Here is a 19,193-nt window from a genome sequence, read left to right as displayed (position 1 = left end):
CGGAGTCGGGACGGCCTTTCCGGGTATTACCGGCTGGCTGCCTGTCGGCAGGTCAGCTCTTGCCGCCGGCCAGCTTCTCGCGCAGAGCGGCGAGAGCCTCGTCGGTGGCCAGGGTGCCCACGGGCTCCTCGGCGGAGCGCGTCGAGGTCGACGAGCTCGTGGAGGACGAGGACGAGGACGACGAGGAGGTCACGCCACCGGCCGGAGCCGGGTTGAGCGCGGCCTCGGCGTCGGCCTCACGGGACGCCTGCACCTGCTTGGTGTGGGCCTCCCAGCGCTCGCGGGCGTCGGCGTACTGCTTCTCCCACGTCTCGCGCTGCTTGTCGAAGCCCTCGAGCCACTCACCCGTCTCGGGGTCGAAGCCCTCGGGGTAGATGTAGTTGCCCTCGGCGTCGTACGTCGCGGCCATGCCGTACAGCGTCGGGTCGAAGTGCTCCTCGCCCTCGACGAAGTTCTCGTTGGCCTGCTTGAGCGACAGCGAGATCCGGCGACGCTCGAGGTCGATGTCGATGACCTTGACGAGGACGTCCGAACCGACCTGGACGACCTGCTCGGGCAGCTCGACGTGACGCTCGGCCAGCTCGGAGATGTGCACCAGGCCCTCGATGCCGTCGTCCACGCGGACGAAGGCGCCGAACGGAACCAGCTTGGTGACCTTGCCCGGCACGATCTGGTTGATCGCGTGGGTCCGGGCGAACTGACGCCACGGGTCTTCCTGGGTCGCCTTCAGCGACAGCGAGACGCGCTCGCGGTCCAGGTCGACGTCGAGCACCTCGACCTCGACCTCCTGGCCCACCTCGACGACCTCGGACGGGTGGTCGATGTGCTTCCAGGAAAGCTCGGAGACGTGCACGAGGCCGTCAACGCCACCCAGGTCAACGAAGGCACCGAAGTTGACGATGGAGGACACGACGCCCTTGCGGACCTGGCCCTTCTGCAACTTGTTGAGGAACTCGGTGCGAACCTCGGACTGCGTCTGCTCGAGCCAGGCGCGGCGGGACAGAACCACGTTGTTGCGGTTCTTGTCCAGCTCGATGATCTTCGCCTCGAGCTCGCGGCCGACGTACGGCTGCAGGTCGCGGACGCGACGCATCTCGACCAGGGAGGCCGGGAGGAAGCCACGGAGGCCGATGTCGAGGATGAGACCACCCTTGACGACCTCGATGACCGAGCCGCGGACGACGCCGTCGTCTTCCTTGATCTTCTCGATGGTGCCCCAAGCGCGCTCGTACTGCGCACGCTTCTTCGAGAGGATCAGACGACCTTCCTTGTCCTCCTTAGTGAGGACGAGGGCTTCGATGTGGTCACCAACCGACACCACTTCCGCGGGGTCCACGTCATGCTTGATCGACAACTCGCGCGAGGGGATGACACCCTCGGTCTTGTAGCCGATGTCGAGCAGGACCTCGTCCCGATCGACCTTGACGACGGTGCCTTCGACAATGTCGCCGTCGTTGAAGTACTTGATGGTCTCGTCGATGGCCGCGAGGAATGCTTCCTCGGATCCGAGATCGTCGACGGTGACCTTGTTGGCGCTCGAGGTGGCCTCGATGCTGCTCGTCATGTGGACAGTTGCTCCGAACGGAATGGATTGGTGGTGTCTCTGCGCTCCACGGAACTGCCACCGGAAGCGGCACGAGCGAACGAGACGACCAACCCGAGAGCAGTCACATCAACGCAGTCGATCATGCCGAGACCGACGACCACGGAACCTGCTCCCTGCCGAGGCACACGATCCGCGAGCGCATCGACTAGCTTACCGTGCGCATTACCACAGGTTGCAAGCCCTCCTGAGGACCGCGGCACATTGCCGGTCGAGAACCTGCCATCATGCCCCTTATGGTCCGAATAAGGACGGTGGACACGCCTGTCGTACCGTAGTTCGGTGACTTCGTCCCACTCGTTCGAGACCTCCGCCGGCCGTGTGACCGAGTCGGAGGCACGCCGCGGCAACCGCACCTGGTGGGACCTCGACGCCGACGACTACCAGGACGAACACGGCGCCTTCCTGGGTGACGTGGACTTCGTCTGGTGTCCCGAGCGGCTTCGCGAGGCCGATGCGGGGCTGCTTGGACCCGTACAGCAGAAAAAGATTCTGGAATTGGGTGCGGGCGCCGCGGCAGCCAGCCGGTGGCTGCGGCAACAGGGCGCCGAACCGGTGGCCATGGACCTGTCGGCGGGCATGTTGCGGCACGCCCGGGAGGCCGGAGACCGGAGTGGGGTACGGATTCCGCTCGTCCAGGCCGACGCGATGGCCCTCCCCTTCCCCGCCGACACGTTCGACATCGTCTGCACGGCGTTCGGCGCCATCCCGTTCGTGGCGGACTCGGGCGCGGCGATGCGCGAGGTGGCCCGGGTGCTGCGGCCCGGTGGCAGCTGGGTGTTCTCCGTCACGCACCCGATGCGCTGGGTCTTCTGGGACGAGCCGGACGAGAGCGGGCTGCTCGCCCGCAACTCGTACTTCGACCGCACCCCCTACGTCGAACGCGACGATGACGGCACCGTCACCTACCTCGAACAGCACCGGACCCTCGGCGACCGGATCCGCGAGCTGGTGGCCGCCGGTTTCGTGCTGCGTGACCTGGTCGAGCCGGAGTGGCCCGAGGGTCATGAGCAGATCTGGGGCCAGTGGAGCCCGCTGCGGGGCCGGCTCTTCCCGGGCACCGCGATCTTCGTCTGCGACCTGCCCTCGTTTTCTCCGGTGCGTGGCGGGTAACCGCCGATCATGACCAACGCTAAGAAAAGCCTGAAAAAGGGCGACAAGGTGTCCTGGCGGAGCCACGGGGAGAACGTCCACGGAACCGTTCAGCGGAAGATCACGAAGCGGACCGAGACCGCCGGGCGGACCGTGGCCGCTTCGCCGGACGAGCCGCAGTACAAGGTCAAGAGCGACAAGACCGGGCGCGAGGCGGTGCACAAGCCGGAGTCGCTGCGTCATGGCTGACACCGACGTGTTCGCCGAGTTCCGCGACGCCGTCAACATGACCGCGGGTGAGTTGACGAAGTGGCTGGGCACCGACGAGTCGCGCGAGGTGGGCCAGAAGGCCTCGGCGGGCTCCGAGTCGGTCGGCCACGACTCCGGTCGCAAGATCGTCCAGATCCTCGGCAAGAAGAAGGCCGACCTCACCGACGCCGACGAGCGCCACATGCGCAAGGTGGTCGGCTACGTGCACCGGCACACGGCCCAGCGCCCGGACGGTGACGTCAGTGACACCCGGTGGCGGCGGTCGCTGATGAACTGGGGTCATGATCCGCTCAAGCGCTGACCCGGCCACCGGTTGCCGTCATTCATCGTTCGAGCGGCCCGGGGTGCCGGTCCAGCGCGAATGTCAGGCCTTGCCTTGGCGTCAGGTCAGGGTGGATGCCGGCTTAGCACGGGTACCGCGCTCGTTTATGGCGTCAGCTCAGGGTGGATGCCGGCTTAGCACGGGTATCGCGCTCGGCTATGGCGTCGGCTCAGCATGGATGTCGGCTCAGCATGGATGTCGGCTCAGCATGGATGTCGGCTCAGCATGGATGTCGGCTCAGCGCAGGCGTCGGCGCGGCATGCGGGTCTGCCGGCGGGACGGCTGAGACGACGGGGGTCAGGCGTCGGATGCCCGGCGGTCGGCGTCGAGCACACCGGCCAGGCGGGTCAGCTGGCCGGGGACGGCGCGGTAGTACACCCAGGTGCCGCGGCGGACGCCGTGGACCAGCCCGGCCTCGCGCAGGATGCGCAGATGGTGCGAGATCGTCGGCCCGGTGAGCGGAAAGGCCTCGCTGAGGTCACAGACACAGATCTCACCGTCGGCCGCGGAGGCGATCATCGACAGGAGGCGCAGCCGCACCGGATCACCGAGCGCCTTGAACGTGCCGGCGAGATCACCCGCCCGGTCCGAGTCCAGCGGGCCGTGCACCAGAGCCGCCACCGCGGCCGGCCCGGTCAACGTCCCGGGAGGCGCATCGTCCACCGGTTCGGGACGAACCTCAATCGACATCGATCGGCTCGGCATCGGCCCAGGGTGGCAGATCGCCGCAACCAGCGGCACCGATGCCACCCGGACGGGTTCACCAGACACCCCACCATCACCCGACCGGGGGGCCTGCCGCACACCTGCCCGACCCGGCGGGTCGTCGGCCGCGGGTTCGCCGGCCTGCCGATCACCGACTTGCCGGACGACTGACTCGTCGGTCGGTGCAGGTTGATCGAGTTACGCCGCCCTGCGGTTCGCTGTAGCGGGTTTCTCCCCTGGCTGCCCGCTGGCGGGAGGTCTCCTTCTCGGTGACCCACCTGCCGATGTGCCCCCCTCGGCCGCCTGCTCGCTGGTCTCGCGCGGAGATCTTGTCCGGACGTCGTCTCTGAGTAGATCTTGTACGTCGTTCATCGGCCTGGTGGTGGGCGGCGAGATGCGCACAAGGTCGCGGCGGGCGATGACTAATGTCCAAGATCGGCGTGGGTGCCGCCTGATTGCCGCCCTGCCCGCTGGCGTGCCCGTGTTCCCGACCGCTGGCGTGCCCGTGCGCCCGCCCCACTGGCGTGCCCGTCCGCCCGCCCGCCGTCCCGCAAGGACATGCCGACCGACCGTTGACCGGATGGCACAGACAGCGACCGGCAGACGTCGCGTCGCCGAACGGCCGTTGAGTCGACCCCGGCCAGACATCGACCGGCAGGGCGAGACGTTGCCAAGGCGGCTAGCGTGGCTAGCGTGGCTAGCGTGGCTAGCGTGGCTAGCGTGGCTAGCGTGGCTAGCGTGGCTAGCGTGGCTAGCGTGGCTAGAGAGCTTTCGCCATCGGGGTTCCCGGCCCGTCAGCCGCATCCGTCTGAGCCGCGGTGGCGCCCGGTCGGCTGATGGCCTGGCGTTACCGTCGTGAGTTCTGGGGTCGCGGGGTCGGTTACCGCCGCGGCCCGGTGCTGGACGATCAACTACGGCCGTTTTCGGAGTCGGGCTCCGGGATATCGCTGCCTCCGGCCCGGGGAAGGGTTCGCCGGGCACGGCTGGGTGATCAGGCGGTCTGGGGAAGGGTTCGCCGCCCAGGGCTGGGCGATCAACAGCCCGGGGAAGGGTTCACCTGCCACGGCCGGACGATCAACAGCCCGAGGAAGGGTTCGCCTGCCACGGCCGGACGATCAACAGCCCGAGGAAGGGTTCGCCGGGCAGTGGGCGATCAGGCGGTCTGGGGGAAGGGTTCGCCGCCCACGGCCGGGCGATCAAGCGGCCCGGGACAGGACTGTCCCCACCAGCCCCAGCCAGACCCTGACCGCGAAAGGTGTCTAGCGCGGCTGGTGCCGCTGGTGCCGCTGGCACGGCTGATGCCGCTGGTGCCGCTGGCACGGCTGATGCCGCTGGTGCCGCTGGCACGGCTGGTGCCGCTGGTCAGGCAATAACACAGGGACGGCCGCCGGGTGCGGCATGACGGGCTCCCCGCCCGGCGGGGAACGATCACCGGCCCCCGCACCGCCGAACGACCCGGCAAACGGGCGACACAGGGACCAATCACCAGCCACCGCTATCCGGGTGACAGATCGGCCCGCGAGTGACACGAAGCGCGGCTTGGCCGATAGCTCGGCAGGCGACTGGCACGGGAACTGTTGGCGGGTGCGGCGTCCGCGCGGTGACCCGACAGACCGGCGACACGAGGAACAGTCGCCGGGCCCCGCGCTGCCTGGCGACCCGAACAGACGGGTGACACGAGAAGCCGGCCACCACGCTCCCGAGAAACCCGACAGACAAGCGACACAAGAAACCCGGCCACCACGCTCCCGGGGGCGGACAACCCGGCGGACGGGCGACGTGGCGGACGGACAACCCGGCGGACGGCCGACATGGGGCAGCCGACATGGGGAACGGGCAGCGTGGCGTTGGCGGCAGGGGGCCGGACGCCGGCCGGGAAAGGCGGCGTCCGGCCGGGGCTCAGTGGTCGGCGCCGTTCCAGTCGCGGCCGGCTCCGATGGAGACCTCCAAGGGGACCGAGAGTGGGTAGGCGCCGCCCATCTCTCGGCGGACCAACTCCTCGAGGGGCTCGCGTTCGCCGGGGGCCACGTCGAAGACGAGTTCGTCGTGGACCTGCAGGAGCATGCGGGAGGCCAGGCCGGCGTCCTTGAGGGCCTCGTCGACGTGCAGCATCGCGATTTTGATGATGTCGGCGGCGGAGCCCTGGATCGGGGCGTTCAGTGCCATACGCTCGGCCATCTCGCGGCGCTGGCGGTTGTCGCTGCTCAGATCGGGCAGGTAACGCCGGCGGCCCAGGATGGTGGCCGTGTAGCCGTCCTTGCCTGCTCGCTGCACGACGGCCTGCAGGTAGTCGCGGACGCCGCCGAAACGCTCGAAATACTCCGTCATCAGCGTGCGCGCCTCCTCGGTGGAGATGCTCAGCTGGTTGGAGAGACCGAAGGCGCTCAATCCGTACGCCAGGCCGTAGTTCATGGCTTTGATCTTGCGTCGCTGGTCGGGCGTGACCTCGTCGAGGCCGACGTGGAAGACCGACGAGGCGGTGGCGGCGTGGAAGTCGGCGCCCGAGTTGAAGGCGGCGATCAGGGCGTCGTCGCCGGAGAGGTGCGCCATGATCCGCATCTCGATCTGGCTGTAGTCGGCGGTCAGCAGCTGCTCGAAGCCGGAGCCGACGACGAAGGCGCGCCGGATGCGGCGACCCTCCTCGGTGCGGATCGGGATGTTCTGCAGATTGGGGTCGGTCGACGACAGCCGGCCGGTGGCGGCCACGGTCTGGTTGAACGTGGTGTGGATGCGGCCGTCGTCGGAGACCGATTTGAGCAGGCCGTCGACGGTCGACTTCAGCTTGGCCACGTCGCGGTGGCGTAGCAGGTGGGCCAGCAGCGGGTCGCCGGTCTGCTCGAACAGGTTGGTCAGGGCGTCGGCGTCGGTGGTGTACCCGGACTTGATCTTCTTGGTCTTGGGCAGGTTGCGCTCGACGAAGAGGATCTCCTGCAGCTGCTTGGGCGAGCCCAGGTTGAATTCGCGGCCGACCACCTCGTGCGCGGCCTGCTGGGCGGACTTCACCTCGGCGGCGAAGTGCGACTCCAGCTCCGAGAGGTAGTCGGTGTCTGCGGCGATGCCGCGCTGCTCCATCTCGGCGAGGACCACCGAGAGCGGCTGCTCGACGTCGGCGAGCAGGCGCACCGACTCGCCGCCGTCGCGGGAGAGCTCGGCGGTCAGGACGTCGGCCAGGTCGAGGGTGGCCCGGGCGCGGAGCATCACGCCCTGCTCGGCGGTGTTGTCCTCGGCGTCGCCCTCGAAGGTGAAGGCGAGCTGGGCGTCCTGTGACTCCTCGACCTTGAGCTCGCGCTTGAGGTAGCGCAGGGCCAGGTCGGTCAGGTCGTAGGCGCGCTGGTCGGGCTTGGCGAGGTAGGCGGCGAGCGCGGTGTCGGTGGTGACCCCGGCCAGCTGCCAGCCGTGCGCGTGGAAGGCGAGCAGGGCCGGTTTCGCGTCGTGCAGCACCTTGGGCCGGGACGGCTCGGCGAGCCAGGCGGCGACGGCCCGCTCGTCGTCCTCGTCGAGGCCGGTCGGGTCGAACCAGGCGGCCGGGCCCCCGGAGGTCGCGACGGCGACGCCGGTGAGCCGGCCGGTGCCGCGGCCGAAGGCGCCGGTGACGGCCACGCCGACCGGGTCGGTGCCGGCGTGCTCGCGCAGCCAGGCGGCGACCCCTCCGGAGCGCAGGACGTGCCCGTCGAGGTCGAAGCCGGCCTCGGCCTCGGGCTCGACGGCGTCGAGGTACGAATACAGCCGCTCGCGGAGGATGCGGAACTCGAGCGCGTCGAAGAGCCGGTGCACGGCCTCCCGGTCCCAGCCCTGCCAGCGCACATCCTCGGGGCGCAGCGGCAGCTCCAGGTCGCAGACCAGGGCGTTGAGCTCGTAGTTGCGCATAACGTCGGCCAGGTGGGCGCGCAGGCTGTCACCGACCTTGCCCTTGATCTTGTCGACGTTCGCGATGATGCCGTCGAGGCCGCCGTACTCCTTGATCCACTTGGCAGCGGTCTTGTCGCCGACGCCGGGCACGCCGATCAGGTTGTCACTGGTCTCGCCGACCAGGGCGGCCTTGTCGCGGTACTGCTCCGGGCGTACGAAATATTTGGTCTCGATCGCGTCCGGGGTCATCCGCCATACGTCGGAGACGCCCCGCACCGGGTAGATGATCGTGGTGTGCTCACCGGCGAGCTGGAAGGCGTCCCGGTCGCCGGTGGAGATCAGCACCTCCATGCCGCCGGCGCGGGCCTGCGTGGCCAGCGTGGCGATGACGTCGTCGGCCTCGAAACCGGGTTTCTCCAGCACCGGGATGCGCAGCGCCTCCAGGACCTCCTTGATCAGGCTGACCTGGCCCTGGAACGGCTGCGGCGTCTCCGCGCGGCCCGCCTTGTAGTCCGCGTACTTCTCGGTGCGGAAAGAGTGCCGGGAGACGTCGAACGCGACCGCGATGTGCGTGGGCTTCTCGTCGCGCAGCATGTTGATGAGCATCGACGTGAAACCGAAGACGGCGTTGGTCGGCTGGCCGGTGTGTGTGCTGAAGTTCTCCACCGGCAGCGCGAAGTAGGCACGATAGGCCAGGGAGTGGCCGTCGAGCAGCAGCAGGCGGGGGGTCACGGCTTCATCGCTCACATCCCGGAACTCTAGTCGCCGGGTCTGACAATCTTGGGTACGCCGTCCGGGCCGCCGCTTCACCCGCCCAAACGTCAGACGGCTAGCGGAAAGTTACGGATAGGCAACTGTCCTGTTGCAACCGGAGCTTTGAGCTACCGCCGGGGTCTCAAGCTCATTAGGTTGCCACCATCAGCGTCATGGCAGTGGGGGCCACCCATGCACCCACCGCGCTGGACAAAGGAGAATTGATGACCCGCCGCAACTTCGCATGGCGCAGTGTCGCCGTGCTGGGTGCCGCTTGCCTTGCCCTGGGCGCGTGCTCGAACGATGGTGAAGATCCCGCCACCGGTTCCTCCTCGGCCCCCGCGGCCACGGGTGGCGACGGCGTGCTGAAGATCGGCACCCTGCTGCCGCAGACCGGCTCGCTCGCGTTCCTCGGCCCGCCGGAGTTCGCCGGTGTCGACCTGGCCGCGAAGGAGATCAACGCCGCCGGTGGCGTCCTGGGCAAGGACGTCGTGGTGAGCGACACCGACTCCGGTGACACCTCCACCGACATCGCCAGCCAGTCCGTGAACAAGCTGCTCGCGGAGAAGGTCGACGTCATCATCGGCGCCGCCTCCTCGTCGGTCTCCCTCTCCGTGATCGACAAGATCACCGGCGCGGGCGTTGTGCAGATCTCGCCGGCGAACACGTCGGACAAGTTCACCACGTACAACGACAAGGGCCTCTACTACCGGACCGCCCCGCCGGACACCCTGCAGGGCCGCGTCCTCGGTGACCTCGTGGTCGCCGACGGCAACGCCACCGTCGGCCTCCTGGTCCTCCAGGACGCCTACGGCGAGGGTCTGGCCAAGAGCGTGACCGCCGCGGTCGAGAGCGGTGGCGGCCAGGTCGTCGCCCAGGAGGTCTACGACCCGAAGGCGGCCGACTTCTCGGCTGAGATCGGCAAGATCAAGCAGGCCAACCCGGCCGCCATCGTGCTGATCGGCTTCGACGAGACCAAGAAGATCGTCCCCAAGCTGGTCGAGGCGGGCCTGACCGCGAAGACCAAGAAGTGGTACTTCGTCGACGGTAACCTGTCGAACTACGGCAAGGAGTTCCCGAACGGGACCTTCGAGGGCGCCAAGGGCACCCTGCCGGGCGCGAAGACCACCGAGGACTTCCAGAAGAAGCTGCTCGAGGTCGACCCGACCCTGAAGGACTTCTCCTACTCGGCCGAGTCCTACGACGCCACCATCCTGACCGCGCTGGCCGCTGAGGCCGCCAAGAGCGACGCTCCCGGCGACTACAGCAAGCAGCTCTCCGCGGTGACCAAGGGCGGCGAGAAGTGCACCACCTACCAGGCTTGCAAGGACGCCCTGGCGGCCGGCAAGGACATCGACTACGACGGCGTGAGCGGTCCGATCGAGTTCAACGACGCCGGTGACCCGGCCGAGGCCACCATCGGCATCTACCAGTACGGCGCCGACAACACCTACAAGAACATCAGCTACTCCACCGGCAAGATCTGATCTGACCCGGTAAGCGAGGGCCCGGCCGCTTGGCCGGGCCCTCGCCCTTTTCCGGCCACTGATCACCACACGGTGCACCGGGCCCGGCAACCCGAGGTCCACGGCCCGGAACACACCACAGATCACCACGCGGCTGTACGGGAAAGCACGGCACCGCAGCTACCCGGGGCCGGCCGGGTGGACGTGGAACGGCCCCGGAACCTGTACAGGTTCCGGGGCCGTGTCGTGGGGGCTCAGGCCTTGGCCAGCGTCCCCAGGTAGAGCTCGATGACCTTCGGGTCGTGCATCAGGTCACGGCCGGACGCGGTGTACGCGTTGCGGCCCTGGTCCAGCACGTACCCGCGGTCACAGATCTGCAGGCACCGCCGCGCGTTCTGCTCCACCATGATCACGGTGACGCCAGTGTCGTTGATCTGCTTGGTCCGGAAGAACACCTCGTCCTGCATGGCCGGCGAGAGGCCCGCCGACGGCTCGTCGAGCAGCAGGACGCTGGGCTCCATCATCAGGGCACGGCCCATCGCGACCATCTGCCGCTCACCGCCGGAGAGCGCTCCGGCCCGCTGCTTGCGCCGCGTGCCGAGGGTCGGGAACAGGCCGACCACGAAGTCGAACCGCTCCTTGAAGCGCTTCGGCCGCAGGAACGTGCCCATCTCGAGGTTCTCCTCGATGGTGAGCGTGCCGAATACGTTGTTGGTCTGCGGGACGAATCCGATCCCCTTGGCCACGAGCTTGTTGGCCTTCAGGTTGGTGATCTTCTCGCCCCGGAGGGTGACCTCGCCGGACCGGATCGTCACGAGACCGAAGAGGGACTTGAGCAGGGTCGACTTACCGGCACCGTTGGGCCCGATGATGCCGACCAGCTCGCCTTCCTTGGCGTACAGATCGCAGTTGTTGAGGATGTTGACGCCCGGAAGGTAACCGGCGATCAGATCGTCGGCACGGACCAGCGCACCCTCGGCCGCGGCCAGGTGCTCGGAGCGGTCATGGACCTCGTTGTCGGAACGGCTACTCATCAGACTTACCTCCCTCGACCTCGGCGGCCACCTCGGCGGAGTCGTGCGCGGTGCCGTCGTGGTGCGCGCCCAGGTAGGCGTCGATGACCCGCGGGTCGGCCATGACCGTGTCGGGCGTGCCCTCGGCGATCACCTGGCCCTGGCCCATCACGATCACCCAGTCGCTGATGTCACGGACCATGTCCATGTCGTGCTCGACGAAGAGAACGGTCATGCCGTCCTCCCGCAGGCTCTTGACGTGGCCGAGCAGCGACTGCGTCAGGGCCGGGTTAACACCGGCCATCGGCTCGTCGAGCATGACCATGTCGGGCTGCACCATCAGGGCCCGCGCCATCTCCAGGAGCTTGCGCTGGCCACCGGAGAGGCTGCCGGCGAAGTCCCCGCGCTTGGCGTCGAGCTTGAAGCGTACGAGAAGCTCGTCCGCTCTTTTGGTGATCTCCTCCTCCTGGCTCTTCCAGAGAGCCGGGATGAGGCCCTGCCAGAAGGACTCGCCCTTCTGACCGGTGGCGCCGAGCCGCATGTTGTCGATGACCGACAGGCGGGACAGCGCCTTGGTGAGCTGGAAGGTCCGGACCATGCCCTTGCGCGCCACCTTGTAAGGCGGCACGCCGGCCAGCGGGTCGTTGTTGAAGGTCCAGTTGCCCTCGTTCGGCTTGTCGAAGCCGGTGAGGAGGTTGAAGAACGTCGTCTTGCCGGCACCGTTCGGGCCGATCAGCGCGGTGATGGCACCGCGCTGGATCTCGATGTGGTCGACCTGCACCGCGGTGAGGCCGCCGAAGCGCCGCACCACCTTGTCGGCGACCAGGATCGGGTCCTTCTTCTTGGCGCCCGGCTCGTGCGGGACGTCCTTGAGTGCCTCCCGCGCCTTCGCCACGCCGGGCGGGACATTGGTGTCAGCGGCCATCGAGCATGACCTCCTTCTTGTCACCGAACAGGCCCTGCGGACGGAAGATCAGCAGGAGCATCAGCCCGAGGCCGACCAGGATGTACTGGACCGCACCGGCCTGGGTCTCCGTCATCAGCCACGTCGGAATGTAACCCGCGCGGATCGCCTCCGGCAGGGTGGCGTTGACGAAGGCCAGCAGGAACCAGAAGATCATCGATCCGGCCACCGGACCGAAGACGCGGGCGGCACCACCGAGGATGACGATCGCGTAGGCGTAGAACGTGAACTCGGTACCGAACGTGTCCGGCTGGACCGCGGCATTACCGAGCGCGATGACGTAACCGCCGAGGGAGCCCAGAACACCACCGAGAACAAGAGCCTGCATCTTGTACGAGACGACGTTCTTACCGAGGCTGCGGACCGCGTCCTCGTCCTCACGGATCGCCTTGATGACCCGGCCCCAGGGGCTGCGCATCGCGAAGAGCACGATGGTCACGGAGATCGCGATCAGCACCCAGCCGACCGTCATGATCCACAGCTCGCGGGCGCTGAAGCTGATCAGGTTACCGATCTCCAGCGCCGAGCCGTACGGGTTCATGGCGTAGAAGTCGTCGGAGAACGCCTGCAGGCCGTCCGAGCCGCCGGTGTACTCGCTGAAGTAGCGGAACAGCAGCCGGACGATCTCCGCGGCCGCGATGGTCACGATCGCCAGATAGTCGGCGCGCAGCCGCAGGGTCGGGACGCCGAGCAGCAGCGCCAGGACGACCGCGCTGAGCAGGCCGACGATGAGGCCGAGCCAGAAGGGCAGCCCGAAGGTGGCGACCGTCATGGCCAGGCCGTAGGCGGCGACGCCGAGGAACGCCGACTGGCCGAAGTTCAGCAGGCCGGTGTACCCGAAATGCACGTTCAGGCCGATCGCCGCCAGAGCGTACGCGATCATCTGAGCGTTGATCAGCGACTCGAGGGAGACGCCGGCAATGACTTCGAAGTTCATCAGACCTCCCTCAGCCGATCCGCTCGCGGCGGCCCAGGATGCCCTGCGGCCGGACGAGGATGATCACGATCAGCACCGCGAGGGCGCCGACATTCTTGAGCTCGGTCGGGATCCACAGGGTCGACAGCTGTGTGGCGAGACCGACGACGAGACTGCCCAGCAGCGCTCCGAAGGCGGTACCGAGACCACCCAGCGTGACCGCGGCGAAGACCAGAAGGAGCATCTGGAAGCCCATCTGGTAGCCGACGCCCTGGAAGATACCGAGCATCACGCCGCTCAGCGCGGCCAGCGCGCCACCGATGGTCCACACCAGGCGGATGATCGAGTCGACGTTGATGCCGGACGCCGCGGCGAGGGCCGGGTTGGTCGAGACCGCCCGGGTCGCCTTGCCGAGCCGGGTCATGACCAGCGCGAGCGAGACCACGATCAGGACGACGATCGCGATGGCATCCATGATCAAGTTCTTCGGGGCGACCGAGATCAGGCCCAGGTCGATACCGGGCTGGGCCACGTACTGCGAGTACTGCAGCACGGATCCGCCGAAGATGTAGAGATAGATGTAGCGGAGCACCAGCGCGAGACCGATCGAGATGATCATCATGCCGATCAGGCCGGTCCGGCGGTTACGCAGCCAGCCCCAGAAGATGCGGTCCTGGAAGTAACCGAACGCGCCACCGAGCACCACCGCGATGACCGCGGCGACCTCCAGCGGCACACCGTTGTCGACATTGAGGAACAGACAGACCACGGCGCCGAAGGTGATCAGTTCACCGTGCGCGAAGTTCGTCAGGCCCATGGTGCCGAAGATCAGCGACAGGCCCAGAGCGGCCAGCGCGATGATCAGACCGAAATGGATGCCGGTGTATATGAGGTCGAGGACCCGGCTCAACTGTGAGTTGTCGTCCTCGGGTGCCGGTGCGCCCGGGCCCGAGGAAGCGCTCGCGCCGAGCGGGAACAGCACGTTGCGCGCCGCGCCCTCGAAGACCGTCAACGTCAGACTCGTTCGCCCGGTGGTGACGACCACGCCCTGCGGCAGCGTCGCGGGGTCGAGATCGACCTTGTAGGTGCCGGCCGCCTTGAGCGGAACCACCCACTTGCCGTCCGCACCGGACTTCGCCTCACCGGCCGATGTGCCGCCCTGGTCCGACACCTTGATCACAACGCCTGCCACTGGCTGGCTCGCATTGGTCAACGTGCCCTGCAACGCTTCACCCTCGGCCAAGGCGCTCGTGGCACCGAACCCGAGGGAAGTGAAGAGGAAACCGAGAACGGCCGTGAAGATGATCACGGCTCTACGCAACGATGCTCCTTGTGTTTAGCAGCAGAAATCCCCGCTAGACGTATCGCGGAAGGACTGGCGGATCATAGCCTGCCAAGGAGCTGCGCAGCCGGTCGTAACAAAGCCGTTACGGAGGCTCAACCTTTCGTCAAGAGCCAATAAGGAACCGGTGGCACGTGACCCGTACCACCGGCTCGCTGCTCTAGGACCAAACGGACTAAACGGCAGGCGTGCCGCCCGTCGACTCCTGGAGGATGCGGTCCGCGACCTCACGCATAGTCATCCGGTTGTCCATCGCCGCGCGCTGGATCCACTTGAAGGCCTGCGGCTCGGTCATCGAGTACTTCGTCATCAGCTCGCCCTTGGCGCGCTCCACCGACTTGCGCGTCTCGAGACGCTCGGTCAGGCCCGCGACCTCGGACTCCAGCACGGCGATCTCGGAGTACCGGGAGAGGGCGATCTCGATCGCCGGCACCAGGTCGGACTTCTGGAACGGCTTCACCAGGTAGGCCATGGCACCCGCCGCACGGGCGCGTTCGACCAGGTCACGCTGGCTGAACGCGGTCAGGATCACGACCGGCGCGATCCGTCCGCCGGCGATCCGCTCGGCCGCCGCCAGGCCGTCCATGATCGGCATCTTGATGTCCAGGATCACCAGGTCGGGCTTCAGATCCTCGGCCAGCCGGACGGCGGTCTCGCCGTCGCCGGCCTCACCGACGACGTCGTAGCCCTCCTCCACGAGCATCTCGGCCAGGTCCAGCCGGATCAGGGCCTCGTCCTCGGCGATGAGCACCCGCTTGCGCTCGGCGCCACCCTGCGTGTCGGCCACGGAAACCCCTACCCCCAGAACGTCGATGTCGCGACACCCCGGTATGTGGGTGTCGCCGCCCTAAGCCTAGTAGGTAGGCTGTCGGGGTCTCATCCTGGCGTGACCAACTCACGCCGTGCTGAGGCATGCCACCCCACCTTGAGGCAAACCCGCCTTCCGGTGGTGCCGCCCCTGTATTCCAACCGGCAGAGAAGATGGTCTCAAACACCATACAGTGTGGGTTCGAATCCCACCGGGGGCACAAATCTCAACGCGGCGACCTCCTCTGACATCTGTCAATACGGTACGGCGACGCTTCCGGCACGGTGCGGCCATTCCATTCGCCGACATATTTATCGGACAAGCAATCACGCGCCGATGACGGTCGCGTTACCGCGGGAAAAGACCGCGGTAAAGCGACCCTCAATCTGAGCGAACCTCGCGCCCCGGTCTGCCCAGGGTGCTGTCATGACAGGGGACAGCATCGTCGGGAGGCTCCATGTTGTGGTCCGGTTCCGCACCCTCGGCCGTCAAACGCGGCAGCATGTGGGGCTTCCTGATGTTCACGGGAGCCGCCTGGCTGGCGATCGGCTGGACGGTGCTGCGGCTGGAGCCGACGAACGTCGCGGCGGTGGCCGGGCCGGTCGTGCTCTTCGGCGCGATCGGTGAGCTGATCCGTGCTCTGGCGGGCACCCGGACCTGGTGGATCAACGCGTTCCTCACGGTTCTCTTCGCCGTGACCGGTGCCCTGCTGATGACCGACCAGGACTCCACCCTCACCACGCCGGCCGCGCTCATCGGCTGGTACCTGATGGTGCGCGGCGCCGTCGACGTGGCCGTGGGGATCATGACGCGCGGCACCGACCGCACCTGGAACCTGCTCGTCACGATCGGCGTGCTGCAGACCGGGCTCGGATTCTTCTCGGCCAGCCCGTTCGCCCGCGCGACGGACCTGGTGCTCGTGGCCCTCGGCGCGCTGGGGGTGCTGCGGGCGGTCGCCGACCTGGTGACGGCGCTGCGGCTGCGGGAGGTGGCCGGGCCGCGCAAGGACGTGCTCGAACTGCCGCCGGAACGGGCCGCCGGGGTGACCGGCTACGCGGCGGGCCTCACCGACTACGAGGGCGCACCGTCGCGTTCACGGGCCCGGCACCGGGCCCGGCCGGGAGGTTCGACGATCACCGCGGCCGCGCCCGTGGTCGCCGGAGAGAGTTTCCACGAGCGGGTGGTCCGGACCACCGCCGACCTCGACGCGATGCTCGCCCAGGCCGGGGTCACCGGGCCCCGCGCCGGCACCGCCGTCGAGGTTCCGAAGGATCTACCCGCGGTCCCGGACACCCCGGAGGGTGTGGAGGGCGAGGTCGAGCGACGCGGCCGGTGAGAGCTTGTCCCCCGGCCCCGCCGGTGGTGGATCCGTCATCGGCCGGTCGCCAGGCCGAGAATCCCCGGCCGGCGGGGCCTCAACCGGCGCGACTCAGGCCCTGGCCTCCGATGGGCGGAGCAGTCCCTCCTGGACGGCGCTCGCGATGTGCCGGCCGTCCCGAGTGAACATCCGCCCGTTCGCCAGGCCACGGGCGCCGCTGGCGGACGGACTCGCGCTGTCGTAGAGGAACCACTCGTCGGCCCGGAACGGCCGGTGGAACCACAGTGCGTGGTCGAGGCTGGCGCCGATGACACCGCCCGGCCCCCACACCTCGCCGTGCGTGGACAGGACCGAGTCGAGCAACGACATGTCGGAGGCGTACGTCAGCGCGCACGCGTGGATCAGCGGGTCGTCGGGCAGCCGGCCGTCCAGGCGCATCCACACCCGCTGCAGCGGCTCCGCGTCGCGATCGCCGGGCGGGACCCAGCCGGGCACGCCCACGTAGCGCACGTCCACCGACCGGGGTGAGGCCTTGAACATGGCCATCCGCTCCGGATACTTGTCGGCCCAGTCCATGAAGGTGGGCACGTCCTCCGGGGCGGGCACGTCGAGCGGCGCCGGCGTGTGGTGATCCAGCCCCTCCTCGGGAATCTGGAACGACGCCGACATGAAGAAGATGGTCTTGCCGTGCTGCTTGGCGGTCGACCGCCGGACCGAGAAGGATCGCCCGTCCCGGATCTCCTCGACGTGGAAGGTGATCGGCTCGGTCGGGTCGCCCGGGCGTACGAAATAGCCGTGCAGCGAATGCACGTGCCGGCCCGGATCCACCGTGCGGCCCGCGGCGACCAGCGCCTGCCCGGCCACCTGGCCGCCGAACACGCGCTGGGCTCCTGTCTGCGGGCTCTCACCCCGGAAGGTGGCCGCGTCGACCTGCTTCAGATCGAGAAGCTCGAGAAGCTGGTCGACGGCGGCCTGTCCCTGCAGCAACGTCACGCTGCCACCTTACGGTGCGCCGCTGCGGTCCCGCCTGCTACCGCCCGGTGCGGACGGTCACACCGTCGCCGGGTCGACGAGCGTCCCCAGCTGGTGCACGCGCAGGGTGTTGGTGGAGCCGGGCGCGTTCGGCGGGGAGCCGGCCACGACGACCACGTAGTCGCCGGGCTTGGCCAGACCGAGGCCGAGCATCTTGGCGTCGACCTGCCGGAACATGTCGTCGGTGTGCTCGACGAAGTCGGTCAGGAAGGTCTCCACGCCCCAGCTCAGGGCGAGGGTGTTGCGGACCTCGGCGACCGGGGTGAACGCGTAGAGCGGCAGGTCGCAGTGCAGCCGGGAGAGACGCTTGACGGTGTCGCCGGTCTGCGAGAACGCCACCAGCGCCTTGGCACCGATGTTGCGCGCGATCTGCGAGGCCGCGACGGTCAGCGCGCCACCGTGGGTCCGCGGGTCGTGCTGCAGGCGCGGCACGCCCATGCCGCCGGCCTCGGTCGTCGTGACGATCTTGGCCATGGTGCTGACGGTGAGCACCGGGTACTTGCCGACCGAGGTCTCGCCGGACAGCATCACGGCGTCGGTGCCGTCGAGCACGGCGTTCGCCACGTCGGAGGCCTCGGCGCGGGTCGGCCGCGAGTTCTCGATCATCGAGTCGAGCATCTGGGTCGCGACGATGACCGGCTTCGCGTTCTCCCGGCACAGCTGGACGGCACGCTTCTGCACCAGCGGGACCTGGTCGAGCGGCAGCTCGACGCCGAGGTCACCGCGGGCCACCATGACGCCGTCGAAGGCCAGCACGATCGCCTCGAGGTGCTCGACCGCCTCCGGCTTCTCCACCTTGGCGATGACCGGGACCCGGCGGCCCTCCTCGTCCATGATCTTGTGGACGAGGTTGATGTCCTCGGGCGCGCGGACGAACGACAGCGCGATCAGGTCGACGCCGAGGCCGAGGGCGAACCGCAGGTCCTCCTCGTCCTTGTCGCTCAGGGCCGGGACGCTGACCGCCACGTTAGGCAGCGAGACACCCTTGTTGTTGCTGACCGGGCCACCCTCGGTGACCAGGCAGTGGATGTCCTCGCCCTCGACCTCGGTCACCTCGATGGCGACCTTGCCGTCGTCGATCAGGAGGCGGTCACCGACCTTGACCTCGTGCGGGAGCTTCTTGTAGGTGCAGGAGACGCGGTCCTTGGTGCCGAGGATCTCGTCGCTGGTGATGACGACCCGGTCGCCGGTCTCCCAGCGGTGCGGGCCGTCGGCGAACTTGCCGAGGCGGATCTTCGGGCCCTGGAGGTCGGCGAGGATGGCGACCGGGCGATCGGCCTGCTCGGCGGCGGCGCGGACCAGCTCGTACATCTCCCGGTGGTTCTCCCGGGTGTCGTGGCTGAAGTTCATCCGGGCCACGTTCATGCCCGCTTCCACCAGTCCGAGCATGCGCTCGGGTGACTTGGTGGCGGGGCCCATCGTGCAGACGATCTTTGCGCGGCGTGTCACGGCCATCAGGCTAGTCCTTCTCCTGGGGCGGCCCGGCGGCCGACCCCGGTCCTCGGCATGAACTGCGGGTGTCGACGGCGCGGTCAACCCGCGCCGTCGGCGGGGATGCGCTGCGTCGTCCGCGGGCTTCAGCGACCGCCGCTCCAGCCTAGCGGTCCCCTCACGGCGCCCGTCGGCACATGCCCCAACCCCTTCTTCTGGTACGGCTGGCGCGTACCGCCACCTGCGGATCTCCGGCAGACCGTATCCAGGTGGGTCGATGCGGAGTCCCGTTCCGGGACCGTCCGGACA

Annotated in this window: 15 protein-coding genes and 1 tRNA gene; 6 read left to right on the top strand and 10 right to left on the bottom strand. The window is 68.3% G+C overall.

Annotated elements, in window-relative coordinates; all coding sequences use genetic code 11:
• Positions 1-52: 52 nt before the first annotated feature.
• The gene (gene rpsA, locus CLV67_RS10830; RefSeq protein ID WP_106317038.1) at positions 53-1,564 is read right to left on the bottom strand and encodes a 30S ribosomal protein S1; all 1,512 of its coding nucleotides are present in this window, start codon (positions 1,562-1,564) and stop codon (positions 53-55) included.
• 360 nt (positions 1,565-1,924) lie between these two features.
• Here rpsA and CLV67_RS10825 point away from each other — a divergent pair, with 360 nt between their 5' ends.
• Genes CLV67_RS10825 through CLV67_RS10815 form a run of 3 tightly spaced genes read left to right on the top strand, consistent with a single transcriptional unit; the run spans position 1,925 to position 3,266 of the window.
• Positions 1,925-2,716 (top strand): class I SAM-dependent methyltransferase, encoded by a 792-nt coding sequence (locus CLV67_RS10825; RefSeq protein WP_373873201.1) that lies wholly within the window; start codon positions 1,925-1,927, stop codon positions 2,714-2,716.
• Positions 2,717-2,725: 9 nt separating this feature from the next.
• Complete coding sequence (locus tag CLV67_RS10820) at positions 2,726-2,944, top strand: hypervirulence associated TUDOR domain-containing protein (protein ID WP_106317036.1); 219 nt, start codon at positions 2,726-2,728, stop codon at positions 2,942-2,944.
• Positions 2,937-3,266, top strand: a complete 330-nt coding sequence (locus CLV67_RS10815; protein ID WP_106317035.1) for a DUF3140 domain-containing protein — start codon at positions 2,937-2,939, stop codon at positions 3,264-3,266. Before CLV67_RS10820 ends, CLV67_RS10815 begins: the two co-directional genes overlap by 8 nt.
• Before the next feature lie 318 nt (positions 3,267-3,584).
• On the opposite strand, the gene CLV67_RS10810 is transcribed toward CLV67_RS10815, so the two are convergent.
• Both CLV67_RS10810 and polA read right to left on the bottom strand, forming a co-directional pair.
• On the bottom strand, positions 3,585-3,977 hold the full coding sequence (locus CLV67_RS10810) for an ArsR/SmtB family transcription factor (protein ID WP_106317182.1): 393 nt from the start codon (positions 3,975-3,977) through the stop codon (positions 3,585-3,587).
• Between the two features lie 1,914 nt (positions 3,978-5,891).
• Complete coding sequence (gene polA / locus CLV67_RS10800) at positions 5,892-8,588, bottom strand: DNA polymerase I (RefSeq protein ID WP_106317033.1); 2,697 nt, start codon at positions 8,586-8,588, stop codon at positions 5,892-5,894.
• Positions 8,589-8,818: 230 nt separating this feature from the next.
• Between polA and CLV67_RS10795 the strand changes: the two genes are divergently transcribed.
• Positions 8,819-10,081: an ABC transporter substrate-binding protein gene (locus tag CLV67_RS10795; protein ID WP_106317032.1), complete on the top strand. Its 1,263-nt coding sequence runs from the start codon at positions 8,819-8,821 to the stop codon at positions 10,079-10,081.
• 233 nt (positions 10,082-10,314) lie between these two features.
• Here the strand turns inward: CLV67_RS10795 and CLV67_RS10790 are convergent, their stop codons facing one another.
• From CLV67_RS10790 to CLV67_RS10770, 5 genes are all read right to left on the bottom strand, one after another.
• Positions 10,315-11,094, bottom strand: coding sequence for an ABC transporter ATP-binding protein (locus CLV67_RS10790; protein ID WP_106317031.1), 780 nt, complete (start codon positions 11,092-11,094; stop codon positions 10,315-10,317).
• Positions 11,087-11,998: an ABC transporter ATP-binding protein gene (locus tag CLV67_RS10785; protein WP_106317030.1), complete on the bottom strand. Its 912-nt coding sequence runs from the start codon at positions 11,996-11,998 to the stop codon at positions 11,087-11,089. The genes CLV67_RS10790 and CLV67_RS10785 overlap by 8 nt, the downstream gene beginning before the upstream one ends.
• Positions 11,988-12,974, bottom strand: coding sequence for a branched-chain amino acid ABC transporter permease (locus CLV67_RS10780; protein WP_106317029.1), 987 nt, complete (start codon positions 12,972-12,974; stop codon positions 11,988-11,990). The genes CLV67_RS10785 and CLV67_RS10780 overlap by 11 nt, the downstream gene beginning before the upstream one ends.
• 10 nt (positions 12,975-12,984) lie before the next feature.
• Positions 12,985-14,274, bottom strand: coding sequence for a branched-chain amino acid ABC transporter permease (locus tag CLV67_RS10775; protein ID WP_239166795.1), 1,290 nt, complete (start codon positions 14,272-14,274; stop codon positions 12,985-12,987).
• A 196-nt stretch (positions 14,275-14,470) separates the two neighbouring features.
• Positions 14,471-15,082 (bottom strand): ANTAR domain-containing response regulator, encoded by a 612-nt coding sequence (locus CLV67_RS10770; RefSeq protein ID WP_106317027.1) that lies wholly within the window; start codon positions 15,080-15,082, stop codon positions 14,471-14,473.
• Positions 15,083-15,249: 167 nt separating this feature from the next.
• On the opposite strand from CLV67_RS10770, the gene CLV67_RS10765 reads away from it, so the two are divergent.
• Positions 15,250-15,323, top strand: a tRNA-Leu gene (locus CLV67_RS10765).
• A 237-nt stretch (positions 15,324-15,560) separates the two neighbouring features.
• Entirely contained in the window at positions 15,561-16,439 is an 879-nt protein-coding gene (locus tag CLV67_RS10760; RefSeq protein ID WP_239166794.1) for a DUF308 domain-containing protein, read from the top strand.
• Positions 16,440-16,532: 93 nt separating this feature from the next.
• Here the strand turns inward: CLV67_RS10760 and CLV67_RS10755 are convergent, their stop codons facing one another.
• Both CLV67_RS10755 and pyk read right to left on the bottom strand, forming a co-directional pair.
• Positions 16,533-17,408, bottom strand: coding sequence for an acyl-CoA thioesterase (locus CLV67_RS10755; RefSeq protein ID WP_106317178.1), 876 nt, complete (start codon positions 17,406-17,408; stop codon positions 16,533-16,535).
• A gap of 63 nt (positions 17,409-17,471) precedes the next feature.
• Entirely contained in the window at positions 17,472-18,908 is a 1,437-nt protein-coding gene (pyk, locus tag CLV67_RS10750; protein ID WP_106317026.1) for a pyruvate kinase, read from the bottom strand.
• Between the last annotated feature and the right edge of the window lie 285 nt (positions 18,909-19,193).

Source organism: Actinoplanes italicus (assembly GCF_003001815.1).
In the GTDB taxonomy this organism is placed as follows: Bacteria; Actinomycetota; Actinomycetes; order Mycobacteriales; family Micromonosporaceae; genus Actinoplanes; species Actinoplanes italicus.
The sequence above is the reverse complement of the archived record's forward strand: the minus strand, read 5'-3'. Positions and strand labels throughout refer to the sequence as shown.

Coding starts and splice junctions, on each gene's coding strand:
- CLV67_RS10785 (WP_106317030.1), bottom strand. CDS start 11,998: ATGGCCGCTGACACCAATGTCCCGCCCGGCGTGGCGAAGGCGCGGGAG.
- CLV67_RS10810 (WP_106317182.1), bottom strand. CDS start 3,977: ATGTCGATTGAGGTTCGTCCCGAACCGGTGGACGATGCGCCTCCCGGG.
- CLV67_RS10790 (WP_106317031.1), bottom strand. CDS start 11,094: ATGAGTAGCCGTTCCGACAACGAGGTCCATGACCGCTCCGAGCACCTG.
- CLV67_RS10780 (WP_106317029.1), bottom strand. CDS start 12,974: ATGAACTTCGAAGTCATTGCCGGCGTCTCCCTCGAGTCGCTGATCAAC.
- rpsA (WP_106317038.1), bottom strand. CDS start 1,564: ATGACGAGCAGCATCGAGGCCACCTCGAGCGCCAACAAGGTCACCGTC.
- CLV67_RS10795 (WP_106317032.1), top strand. CDS start 8,819: ATGACCCGCCGCAACTTCGCATGGCGCAGTGTCGCCGTGCTGGGTGCC.
- pyk (WP_106317026.1), bottom strand. CDS start 18,908: ATGGCCGTGACACGCCGCGCAAAGATCGTCTGCACGATGGGCCCCGCC.
- CLV67_RS10815 (WP_106317035.1), top strand. CDS start 2,937: ATGGCTGACACCGACGTGTTCGCCGAGTTCCGCGACGCCGTCAACATG.
- CLV67_RS10820 (WP_106317036.1), top strand. CDS start 2,726: ATGACCAACGCTAAGAAAAGCCTGAAAAAGGGCGACAAGGTGTCCTGG.
- CLV67_RS10760 (WP_239166794.1), top strand. CDS start 15,561: ATGTTGTGGTCCGGTTCCGCACCCTCGGCCGTCAAACGCGGCAGCATG.